14 protein-coding genes are annotated in these 11,387 nt (G+C 38.3%); 8 read left to right on the top strand and 6 right to left on the bottom strand.

Annotation, left to right across the window (positions count from 1 at the left end):
- From AC6F75_RS07030 to pepT, 6 genes are all read left to right on the top strand, one after another.
- A partial coding sequence (locus tag AC6F75_RS07030) for a DUF6943 family protein (RefSeq protein ID WP_500714254.1) occupies positions 1-295 on the top strand: 295 nt, incomplete at its 5' end.
- Between the two features lie 258 nt (positions 296-553).
- The gene (locus AC6F75_RS07025) at positions 554-1,153 is read left to right on the top strand and encodes a DUF6266 family protein (RefSeq protein WP_500714253.1); all 600 of its coding nucleotides are present in this window, start codon (positions 554-556) and stop codon (positions 1,151-1,153) included.
- Between the two features lie 339 nt (positions 1,154-1,492).
- A complete protein-coding gene (locus AC6F75_RS07020; RefSeq protein ID WP_500714252.1) occupies positions 1,493-1,825 on the top strand; it encodes a metalloregulator ArsR/SmtB family transcription factor in 333 nt (110 codons plus the stop codon).
- A 10-nt stretch (positions 1,826-1,835) separates the two neighbouring features.
- Positions 1,836-2,459: an arsenate-mycothiol transferase ArsC gene (locus tag AC6F75_RS07015; protein ID WP_500714251.1), complete on the top strand. Its 624-nt coding sequence runs from the start codon at positions 1,836-1,838 to the stop codon at positions 2,457-2,459.
- Complete coding sequence (arsB, locus tag AC6F75_RS07010; RefSeq protein ID WP_500714250.1) at positions 2,459-3,490, top strand: ACR3 family arsenite efflux transporter; 1,032 nt, start codon at positions 2,459-2,461, stop codon at positions 3,488-3,490. Before AC6F75_RS07015 ends, arsB begins: the two co-directional genes overlap by 1 nt.
- Positions 3,491-3,617: 127 nt before the next feature.
- Positions 3,618-4,856 carry a peptidase T gene (gene pepT / locus AC6F75_RS07005; RefSeq protein ID WP_500714249.1) on the top strand — a complete coding sequence of 413 codons (1,239 nt, stop codon included), beginning with the start codon at positions 3,618-3,620 and terminating at the stop codon, positions 4,854-4,856.
- A 24-nt stretch (positions 4,857-4,880) separates the two neighbouring features.
- Here pepT and moaCB read toward each other — a convergent pair whose 3' ends face one another.
- The 6 genes from moaCB to moaA are packed head-to-tail and all read right to left on the bottom strand — an operon-like array spanning position 4,881 to position 9,813.
- Positions 4,881-5,840 carry a bifunctional molybdenum cofactor biosynthesis protein MoaC/MoaB gene (moaCB, locus tag AC6F75_RS07000; protein ID WP_500714248.1) on the bottom strand — a complete coding sequence of 320 codons (960 nt, stop codon included), beginning with the start codon at positions 5,838-5,840 and terminating at the stop codon, positions 4,881-4,883.
- A complete protein-coding gene (locus AC6F75_RS06995; protein WP_500714247.1) occupies positions 5,806-6,252 on the bottom strand; it encodes a molybdenum cofactor biosynthesis protein MoaE in 447 nt (148 codons plus the stop codon). The genes moaCB and AC6F75_RS06995 overlap by 35 nt, the downstream gene beginning before the upstream one ends.
- Entirely contained in the window at positions 6,218-7,369 is a 1,152-nt protein-coding gene (gene moeB, locus AC6F75_RS06990; RefSeq protein WP_500714246.1) for a molybdopterin-synthase adenylyltransferase MoeB, read from the bottom strand. Before moeB ends, AC6F75_RS06995 begins: the two co-directional genes overlap by 35 nt.
- Before the next feature lie 11 nt (positions 7,370-7,380).
- The gene (locus AC6F75_RS06985; RefSeq protein WP_500714244.1) at positions 7,381-7,614 is read right to left on the bottom strand and encodes a MoaD/ThiS family protein; all 234 of its coding nucleotides are present in this window, start codon (positions 7,612-7,614) and stop codon (positions 7,381-7,383) included.
- 10 nt (positions 7,615-7,624) lie between these two features.
- On the bottom strand, positions 7,625-8,800 hold the full coding sequence (locus AC6F75_RS06980) for a molybdopterin-binding protein (RefSeq protein ID WP_500714243.1): 1,176 nt from the start codon (positions 8,798-8,800) through the stop codon (positions 7,625-7,627).
- Positions 8,801-8,832: 32 nt separating this feature from the next.
- On the bottom strand, positions 8,833-9,813 hold the full coding sequence (moaA, locus tag AC6F75_RS06975) for a GTP 3',8-cyclase MoaA (protein WP_500714242.1): 981 nt from the start codon (positions 9,811-9,813) through the stop codon (positions 8,833-8,835).
- 186 nt (positions 9,814-9,999) lie between these two features.
- Here moaA and mobA point away from each other — a divergent pair, with 186 nt between their 5' ends.
- Both mobA and AC6F75_RS06965 read left to right on the top strand, forming a co-directional pair.
- Entirely contained in the window at positions 10,000-10,596 is a 597-nt protein-coding gene (gene mobA / locus AC6F75_RS06970) for an NTP transferase domain-containing protein (RefSeq protein WP_500714241.1), read from the top strand.
- A 25-nt stretch (positions 10,597-10,621) separates the two neighbouring features.
- The coding region (locus tag AC6F75_RS06965; protein ID WP_500714240.1) for a TSUP family transporter at positions 10,622-11,387 on the top strand (766 nt) is incomplete at its 3' end.

Genomic DNA, 11,387 nt, shown 5'->3' with positions numbered 1-11,387 from the left:
TTTCTGCAACAATCAAAGCGACCTCCAAAAACTCTATTGGATATGCGCTATCCTTCACGCAGGTAGCCTGGTCAAACCTTACCACAAAGGCTCTGTTATCACGTTTGTTTCCATTTGCGACATCAAAAACCTGATTAAAGACTGCCTCTTCAATTACGATGGCCAGTACTGGCAAGAGCGCTTTAAAGTCCTCAAAAAACTGGAAGAGGCAGAAGAAAACCTGCGCAGACAGTCGGTCAACCTCAAAAACTACAAAATATTAATGATGAGGTCCTATCAACCACAACTGACATAAAAGAAGGGCGAAAGCCCTTTTTTTCGTCTTTTTCCATTCCAAATCAAATGCCTGTCATATCAAAACCAGAAAAACAATGCAAAACCCTGAAACAAAAACACTTAAAAGCTATTTGCACAAAAGTTGCCATAACTTCGTAGGAAAGGTATTGCTCCCGGCCAAAGCCGTACCAAATCCACATAATTAATTAATAACTTTTAAAAACAATTTGCTATGGGTAAAATTGGAAAAGGGATACTCGGAGGAGTATCAGGAAAAGTGGGTAACGTTGTAGGTGCCAGCTGGAAAGGTATTGACTATATCAGATCCAAGCCTCTACACGTAAAGAACCCCCGAACCGAAGGACAGGTAAAGCAACGAACCAAATTCAATCTCGTATTGAAGTTCTTGCAACCAAATTTAGGTTTCATTCAAGTTGGATATAAGAACTATACCAACAAGAAGTCACAGTTCAACAGCGCGATGTCTTACATCCTAAACAACGCGATTACAGGAACATCACCGCTTGATTATGCAATTGATTACTCACTTGCTCTCTTGAGCCGTGGAATGCTTTCAAGCGCCTTAAACGGTACTACAGATTTGACAACCGCCGGTCAAGTTGATTTTAGTTGGGATGACAACTCAACTGATTCAAACGCCAACGCAACCGACAAATCGATGCTTGTAGTTTTCAACAGCGACAAGACCGAAAGTGTTTACATCACTGAAGGTCCTGACAGATCTACTGGATCAGCTATTGTAAACATTCCTGACTCTTGGTCTGGCGACACTGTAGAGCTTTTTATGGCTTTTATCAATGAAGATGGAACCTTGGTGTCAAACAGTAATTATCTAGGCTCTGGAACAGCTAGTTAATGCTTATGGGTTGATGATAAAAACCGCTCAATTTGGGCGGTTTTTTTTGTTTCAAATCCTTATCTTTGAGAGTATATAATCAACCTTAATTATTCCTTTATTTGTGGTGAAATACCCTTTATTTAAAGCTTTTTGTTGCCCATTTGTTGCCCAAATCACGTAAACCCCAATAAATAAAGGAAAGTTACTGTTTGTATCGGGAAGTAATTCTCCTAAGCTCTATTTTCTTATATAGCTTTTAGAAATTTAACACCATAAAATCATAATTATGCCATTGTAATATATTTTTTAATCGTAATATTGCAATGTATTAAAAATACTATCCAAAAAGCATTTGACATGGGCGTTACAAAAACAGATTTATTCAACAGCACACAAAACGAACTGGCCGCTTTTGCCAAAGTGTTGGCACATCCTGCACGCATAGCCATCATTCAGTTTTTATTGAAATCAGACACCTGCTGCAACACCACTTTGGTCGGTGATTTAGGGCTTGCACAAGCCACCATCAGTCAGCATTTAAAAGAACTCAAAAATGTGGGTATCATTCAGGGTACGGTTGAAGGTGTATCAGTAAACTACTGTATCAATCCCGAAAAATGGAACGAAATCAAAGAAAAATTCACCCAATTATTCGATGGTTTTAATCCGCCAAATTGTTCCATTTGCTAATAACTTATCAATGAAAAATTCTGTTTTCCCAAAAATTGAAGAAACTATAAAATCCTTGGAGGTCGATTCCATTCCGAATGAAAGAAAGGTGATTTTACAATCTCTAACAGACTACATACAAGCCAAAGTACAACTAAATCAAGAGGTTCGATTAAATTTTATTTGCACCCACAATTCCCGAAGAAGTCATTTATCACAGGTATGGGCGCATGTGATGGCTGTTTATTTTGATATTCCAAAGGTATCTACCTATTCAGGAGGAACCGAAACTACAGCTATGTTTCCAACTGTTGGTGAGACATTAAAAACGCAAGGTTTTGAAATTATATCCCTTTCTGAAGGGAACAATCCTGTTTATGCCATAATGTTTGGTGAAAACTCTCAACCTGTCATAGGGTTTTCAAAAACCTTTGACCATCCCTTTAATCCTGTTTCCGGTTTTGCCGCCATTATGACCTGCTCACAGGCCGATGAAGGTTGTCCTTTTATAGCCGGATCCGAAAAACGGATTCCCATTACTTATGACGACCCCAAAGCTTTTGACAACACACCCCAACAAGCCGAAAAATATCGCGAACGCAGTTTACAAATTGCCACAGAACTATTATATGTATTTTCAAAAATCACCAAATAATGAACGCCATTAAAAAGCAAATTCCATTTTTTGAACGCTATCTGAGTTTGTGGGTGGTATTGTGTATCGCAGTAGGAATAGGAATTGGGCAAATTGCCGGTGATGGCATGCAATTTTTGGCTGACCTTGAGGTCTATAAGGTCAACATCCCCATTGCCATTTTAATCTGGTTGATGATTTATCCGATGATGTTACAGATTGATTTCAGTAGTATAAAAAATGCTGGCAAAGCACCCAAAGGACTTTTATTAACATTAGTGGTCAATTGGTTAATCAAACCTTTTACCATGGCCTTTTTTGCGTGGATCTTCTTTGAGCACTTGTACTCTGCCTGGATCGAGCCCGAACTGGCAGGAGAGTACATCGCCGGAGCCATTCTCCTGGGAGTAGCTCCCTGTACTGCTATGGTTTTTGTATGGTCCTACCTCACTGATGGTGACCCCAATTATACATTACTTCAGGTTTCGGTAAATGACCTCATTATTCTTGTGGCTTTTGTTCCGCTGGTAGGTTTGCTATTGGGGATAACTGATGTGACTGTACCTTATGATACCTTGGTCGCTTCAGTATTGATTTTTGTTGTGGTTCCTTTGGTAGCAGGTGTCATCACAAACAAAATACTGGTTAAAAAACGCGGGGAAGATTGGTTTAAAACCATCTTTTTGCCTCGTTTCAAACCCATGAGCATATTAGCACTATTACTTACTTTGGTCCTGTTGTTTGCTTTTCAAGGCACCAACATCCTAAATAATCCATTTATTATTTTATTGATTGCTGTTCCATTGATTATTCAATCCTATTTTATTTTCTTCCTTACCTGGTTTGGCGGAAGAAAACTGAAACTCCCTTATGCGATTTGTTCACCTGCGGCTATGATTGGCACCAGCAATTTCTTTGAACTGGCAGTGGCAGTGGCTATTGCCCTTTTTGGACTTCAAAGTCCGGCAGCACTTGTAACGGTTGTGGGCGTTTTAGTGGAAGTTCCTGTCATGTTGAGTTTGGTGGCTTTGGCCAATAAGTGGAGGTACTAACGTGTGAATTGATCCTATCAAAAACCGAATACAACCACTTTAAAATCGTATTTTTGTAATTCTATTTCATTTCGTTTAAGTCAAACTATCGCGTCTTGAAAATTACACCTTATAACGAAACATCAATATGATTGACAAACAGCATATCATCAACCGCTTTATTTCTTACGTAACCATAAACACTGAAAGTAATCCGGAAAGTAACTCCACGCCTAGTTCAAAAAATCAATGGGATTTGGCTAAAAAGCTAGTCGAAGAATTGAAAGCCATTGGGATGAGTGATGTAACCATCGATGAAAATGCCTATGTCATGGCATCACTTCCCTCAAACATTGACAAAGAAGTACCGGTCATTGGGTTTGTATCACATTTTGACACTTCGCCGGATTTTAGCGGAGCCAATATAAAACCACAAATCATTGACAACTACAACGGAGAAGACATCGTTTTAAACGAAAAAGAAAACACCATCCTCTCCCCATCTTACTTTGAAGATTTGCTACAATACAAAGGACAAACGCTTATCACTACAGATGGTACCACATTGCTGGGCGCTGATGATAAGGCCGGTATTTGTGAAATTGTTTCTGCCATGGAATATCTCATTCAACACCCCGAAATTAAACACGGAAAAATACGCATTTGCTTTACCCCTGATGAAGAAATAGGTCGTGGAGCTCATAAATTTGATGTTGAAAAATTTGGAGCCGATTGGGCGTACACTATGGACGGAAGTCAAATAGGCGAACTCGAGTTTGAAAACTTCAATGCTGCAAAAGCAATCGTTACTGTAAAAGGAATAAGTGTACACCCCGGCTATGCCAAAGGGAAAATGGTCAATAGCATGTACATTGCTACTGATTTTATAAATTCATTCTCCCGAATGGAAACTCCTGAACATACTGAAGGAAGGGAAGGTTTTTTCCACTTAAGTTCTGTAAATGGTGAAGTTGACAAAACGGTTCTTGAATACATCATCAGAGACCATGACAGCGAAAAGTTTGAAGCCAGGAAAGGGTTCTTTAATAAATTAACAACAGAACTGAATTCGCAATATGCCAATGATTGTATTACTGTTGAGATTAAAGACCAGTATTTCAATATGCGTGAAAAAATTGAGCCGGTGATGCATATAGTCGATATTGCTGAAGAAGCCATTAAGCTAGCAGGTATTACCCCTATTATCAAACCCATCAGAGGTGGAACTGACGGCTCACAACTCAGCTATAAAGGTCTGCCATGTCCCAATATTTTTGCGGGTGGACACAATTTTCACGGACCTTATGAATACATCCCCGTTGAGAGCATGCAAAAAGCGGTTGAAGTGATTGTCAACATTGCAAAATTGCAGGCTGAAAAATTCTAAGCTTTTTACATTAAAACCCTTTACTTATTTAGAATATTCCATCACTTTAAAAATGTGGAGTATATGTGGAAACAAGGCATCCATACTCTCTTCTGCACCTCTTGTAGAGCCGGGCATCGCGAGTATCAAGCTGTTACCAATCATACCGGCCACACTTCTGGAAAGCATGGCATAAGGCATCCTGTCCTGACCGTAGTTGCGCATCGCTTCAGCTATACCCGGTATTTCCCTTTCGAGCAATGGTTTGATGGCTTCAGGGGTGACATCTCTTTTTGAGAGTCCGGTGCCTCCGGTAACGACAATAAGATTTATACCATTCTCCTGATGTTCTTTTACTTGCTGTTGTATGTCTTCAACCTCATCGGGAATGATGTTGTATGCCCTTATCTCTACACCGCAGGCTTCGAGTTTTCTGATAATGGCTTTGCCTGCAAAGTCTTCTTTTTTGCCCGCTGAAATACTGTCAGAGCAAACAATCACAACTGCATGGACAGGCTTGTCCATTTTATCACTAAAATGGGATTTGCCTCCTTTTTTGGAAAGTAATCTGATGTCAGTAATTTCTATCTCTTTGTCAATGGGTTTGAGCATATCATACATCGTCACCGCAGCCACTGAAACCCCGTGAATGGCTTCCACCTCCACACCGGTTTTGTAAATGGTTTGTACCTCTACCTCTATACGGATTGAGTTTTCATTCAGCTCAAAATTAAAAGCGGTCTTTTCAATGGGCAACGGGTGACAATCGGGTATGGCGTTGCTGGTGTTTTTAACGGCAAACAAACCCGCTATTCTGGCAGCTTCAAGCACATTGCCTTTAGGCACCTTGTTATTCTTAATTGCACGTATTGTATCCGGATTGCTGACTTTTACAACTGCTTGCGCGAAAGCTGTGCGCAGTGTACTGATTTTATGAGTAATATCTACCATTAGCTGATTTTTAACTTCATTATACTGTGTTTTGTTTCCAGGCGTGTGTGTCATTTTCAAATAGTTCTTTTCCCCACACGGCCACTTCTTTTTTAATGCGTTCTACAATGTAATTACACGCATCCTGCGCTTCTTTGCGGTGTTTGGATGATGTAAAAACAAACAAACACATTTCGCCACAAGGCACCACACCCAGGCTATGATAAATGTGCATACACACCAATTCAAATTTTTCAAAAGCCGCTTCCCGTATTTCGTGGAACTTGTCTTCTGCCAGTTCCCGGTAGGTAGTGTATTCAATAGCCTTTACTGTTTGTCCGTCAATTTGATCTGCTCTCACCTGTCCCAAAAAAATGCTGTGTGCTCCAATGTTGGTTTTTACACTGTGATGGGCGATGGATTGCGCAATAAATTCCGGACTAATGGGTCCTTCAATAAATACTTTTTTCTTTTTGTGAGTGCTCATTGGTTTTATTTTTGAATTCGTTCCACGCCACAACGCCTCCTTTTAAACTGAAGTAATTGTGATTAATATACTTACTATTTAAAATTTCAATTGCTTTTAAACTTCTCTTCCCAGTTTGGCATACCAATACTACATCCTTTTCAAGTTTTTTAGTTTCAAATAATTGCTCCAATTGTGGAAAAGGCATTTTTAAAACATTAAGATCTTGGGCTTCAGGGAGTTCATCTGTGTTTCGAACATCGATAATTGATGCTTTATCTCTTATCATTTTTACTAAAATTTCTGGAGTGATTTCGTATGTTAATTGTTTTATGCAAAACAGCTCATAATCATATTTTTTGAACTCCTCCAGGTTTTGCGGCATCTTATTTTGAGATGCTATCTTTTTTGACAGTTTAAAAGTGTAAAAACTACTGTTTAAGGCGTTATAAACCATCAGTTTATTTTTTAATACTTCTCCAATTCCTGTGATAATTTTAATGGTTTCTGTGGCTTGTAAAACTCCCATAATTCCAGGCAAAACCCCCAACACACCGGCTTCATTACAGGAAATGCTGAGAGCGGCATCTACAGGATTGGGAAATAAATTGCGGTAGTTGATGCTTTTCTCTTCCTCTTGGGTTTTAAAATTAAAAACAGCCACTTGTCCTTCATATTTATATACCGCTGCATAGACCAAAGGTTTGTTGAGTAATACACAGGCATCATTTATAAGGTAGCGGGCTTCAAAGTTATCTGTGCAGTCCAGCACCACATCATATTGGTTGATGATTTCAATGGCATTTGCTGTGGTTACAGTTTCATCAAAAACATTCAATTTAACTTCAGAATTTAAAGCGGAGAGCTTGGCCGCTGCAGTTGAAGCCTTGGGTTTTGAAAGATCGCTTTCCGAAAATAAAATTTGTCGGTGCAGATTGGTAATGGAAACAGTGTCACTATCTACAATACCAATGGTGCCCACTCCGGCAGCTGTCAAATACTGAAGTGCAGGACAGCCCAGGCCACCGGCACCGATGACCAGCACTTTTGCCTGAGCGAGTTTGGCCTGACCGGATGTGCCAAAGGATTTTAAAATCATCTGGCGCTGATATCTGTTTTCAAAGTTTTCTTGACTCATGGTACTCAATTTTAGCCGCCTGAAAATGGAGGCAGCAAAGCGACTTCATCGCCATCTTCTAATTTGTGATTGCCGTTTATGATATTCTTATTCACCGAAATACTATATGGAATCGTATTCATTTCGGGATATAAATCAGAAAGTTTACTTTTCAATGTTTCTGTATCCTGAACATCAGAAAGTGTAAAACTTTCTTTTCCAATGACTTCCTCTATTTGGCCAAATGCCATTATGCTGATTTCCATTTTTACTAAGTTATATAAATTTTAAAACATCGACCAAAGTTCCTTTTTTAAAGAACTCTTTATTTTCTTCCAATTCCACCAAACAATCGGCTACGGCAAACGAATTAAGCATATAACTCAATTGACTGCTTAAAATTTCAACGCCGGTTTGTGTGGTTTTTCCGTTTAAGAAATAAGTAAGGCCCGGTTTTTTGGGATATTCTTTATCCAGCGGTAGTTGTATTTTCTTAACCAAATCGCGCTTCATAAAAAGCCCAATGGCCGTTTGAATGTAATAGTAAAAGCTACTCATTACCGCTGCCGGGTTTCCGGGTAAACCAAAGACTATTCCTTTTGAATGGGTTCCAAAATAAATGGGTTTACCGGGTTTTTGTTTGATTTTGTGAAACACTTTTTTTACACCACACTTATGAAGACATTCCGGCACCAAATCATATTCACCCACTGAAACGCCTCCGGTCAGGATTAAAATATCAAAATACATCATTTTTTTGATGGAATTGACCAATTCTTCTTCTTTGTCATCGACTGTCAGGATGGATGCTGTTTCAATGTGTAAATTTCGTAATGCAGCTTGTAGTCCTATTCCGTTTGATTCATAAATCTGGCCTTTTTCAAGGGTTTGCCCCGGTTTGACCAATTCCTTACCGGTAAGGATGATGCCCACTGTTGGTTTTTTAAAAACTTTTATTTTTTCAATGCCCATTCCTGCCAAGTAGGAAATGGCAGCGGGTGTTATGAGGTGGTCTTTTGGTATGGCCAGGTCACCCTTTTTGGATTGAGAGCCTTGAGGTCTTATGTTTAAATCAGACTGAATTTTGGGGTCAGTAATGATGAGTAAATTATCTTTCCGTTCCGTTTTTTCCTGCATTATAACCGTATCTGCACCTTCAGGAATGGGAGCCCCGGTAAAAATGCGACTCGCTTCCTGTGTTTTTAATATATAATCGGATTTTGTCCCGGCCTGAATTTCACCAACTATTTTTAGCGGTGAAGTTTTATCCCAAAGTTCATAAGAAAAAGCATACCCATCCATCGCTGAGTTATCAAAAGGCGGTGTATCTATGGGGGCCACTATAGTTTCTGCTGCCACACAACCCAGGGCATCCATTAAAGATACTTCACCACTATTTGAGTGAATGGCATGTTGTTTTATTAGCCGGATTGCTTCAGAAACCGAAATCATAGTTTTGTTTTGTTTTTATAAAACATCAAATCTTAACCGCCAATTTTGATCATACTTCTGTTGTCAATCTTTTGAGTATCAATTTTTTTGAAGTCGCCTTCAAATTGTCCTCCTAATTTTTTGGCTTTACTTAAGATGTTCATTTGAATAATCGGAGTGATGTCTTCTCCTTTTCGTAAAGCTCCCAGAATATCAGCTTCCCCCTTGGAAAATAAACAATTTTTCATTTTCCCGTCAGCCGTGAGGCGCATTCTGTTACAGGTATTGCAGAACGGTTGTGACATAGTGCTGATAACAGCAAAGGTTCCTTCATGACCCAGCGGTTTGAATTTTTTGGCTGTATCATTGAACTTGTCTTTCATTTTTACAAAACTGAATTCTTTTGAAATGACATCCAACATTTCATCAAAAGTAAACACCGACTCCTTGTTCCATTGGTTTTTATCAAACGGCATAAACTCAATAAACCGCACGTGAATGGGTTTGTGTTTGGTCCACTCGACAAATTTTAGGATTTCATCATCATTGACACCTTTCATCACCACCATATTGATTTTGACATGAAAATCATTCTCCAGCAACAAATTGATGTTGTTCATCACTTGGTCAAACTTATCCCGTTTGGTTATGGATTTAAATTTTTCGCGATTAAGCGTGTCTAAGCTAATATTCAGTGAGTTTAATCCTGTTTCTTTAAATAGCGCTATAAATTTATTTACTTTATCGCCATTGGTTGTGATTGCCAGGGAAACCGGAAACTTCGCCAGTTTCAAAAGTATCGTTTCAAAATCTTTTCGCAAAAGGGGCTCTCCCCCGGTAAGGCGTATTTTTTTAACACCTAATTTTACAAATGTTTCTGCTATGGTTTCAATTTCATTGGCGCTCATCAAACGGGAAGAAGGCATAAAAGTAACCTCTTCGTGGGGTATGCAATAGTGACAACGAAAATTACATACGTCTGTCAGCGAGATTCTTAAATAGTCGTGATTTCTTTCAAAAGAGTCAACAAGCATACTATTGGTTTATGATTAAAAAGGACTAAATTAGATTACTTATTTTAAGCTATCTCATTTAGATTTGCTTTCTGCTAAATTTAATTTTTTTTAGTCAATTTGTAAAGGATTTCCTGAAATTAAATTTAATATCAATGGTTTAAAAACAAGGAAACAATTATAAAAAATACTTACATCAACAGATCTATGAATTCAAACGAAAAATTATATGGTTTAGTTCTCACAGGTGGCAAAAGCTCCAGAATGGGTATTGATAAATCCATGATTGAATATCACGGAATGCCTCAAAGGGAGTATTTAATTTCGCTATTAAAGGAAGTGTGTGATGATGTATTTTTAAGTGTCCACACCAAGCAGGATACAATCGCACTTGAAGATGCTAAAACGATTGTTGACAACAACACTTATCTGGGCCCTTTCAACGGATTGCACAGTGCTCATATTGAACATAATAAAGTAGCTTGGTTAGTCATTGCATGTGATATGCCTTTTTTGGATTTAGATGCCTTGATGTATTTAAAAAACAACAGAAACAAGCAAAAATCAGCAACAGCCTACTGTAAATCTGATTCAGAATTCCCTGAACCCCTTTGTGCAATCTGGGAAAGCAAAGCTTTTCAAAAAGCAGATGTATTTTTCACTAAGGGTGAAGGGGCCAGTCCGTCGAAATTCCTACAAACAATCGACATTGAATGTGTTTCTCCTAAAGATGATAGTGTTTTGATAAATGTAAATACTCTGGAGGAATATGAAACAGCTAAAAAGATGATTGATTCAAAATAACTCAAACAATTGAATCCAATACTTTATGGAAATTGATTTTTTACATTTTTTGATGCTAAGTGTTGGATTTTTTATCATTGCAACGCTCTATTCGTCTGTTGGTTTTGGGGGTGGGTCAAGCTATCTCGCCTTATTGGCACTTCTAATTATTGATTTTTTCACAATCAGAAGCATTGCGTTAGTTTGCAATATAGTTGTTGTTTCAAGTAGTTGTTTCACCTATTACAAAAAGGGTCTTTTTGATTTTCAAAAGTTTATGCCCTTTGTCATAACCGGCATTCCTTTGAGTTTTCTGGGTGCTTCTGTGAGATTGACTGAAGCTGTGTTTTTTTTGATTTTAGGAATTTCACTTGTATTTGCAGCACTAGCATTGATTGTCCAAACAAAACTACTTCAAAATAAAGAAGTAAAATCAAAAAAGTATCCGGTGTTCATTCTTTATGCCATCGGTGGAGTGATTGGTTTTTTTGCCGGAATGGTGGGAATAGGTGGTGGTATTTTTCTGGCACCATTACTGCTTTTCCTGCGATGGGACAAACCCATTTTGACAGCATCTTTAGTGAGCTTTTTTATTTTGGTAAATTCAATTTCAGGAATTAGTGGTTTGATTGTTCATGGTACTTTTCAAATTCCATTATTGCAAACTGCTATGCTGATGATTATCGTTTTTACCGGAGGAAAACTGGGTAATTATTTGACTTTTAAAAAATTCAATCACAACACATTAAAATTAATTACCGCTATACTGGTTTTATTTGTTGGTATTAGACTCATTTATGAATATGGATTCA

This window comes from Planktosalinus sp. (assembly GCF_059864935.1).
This window is presented reverse-complemented; position numbering and strand designations above follow the sequence as displayed.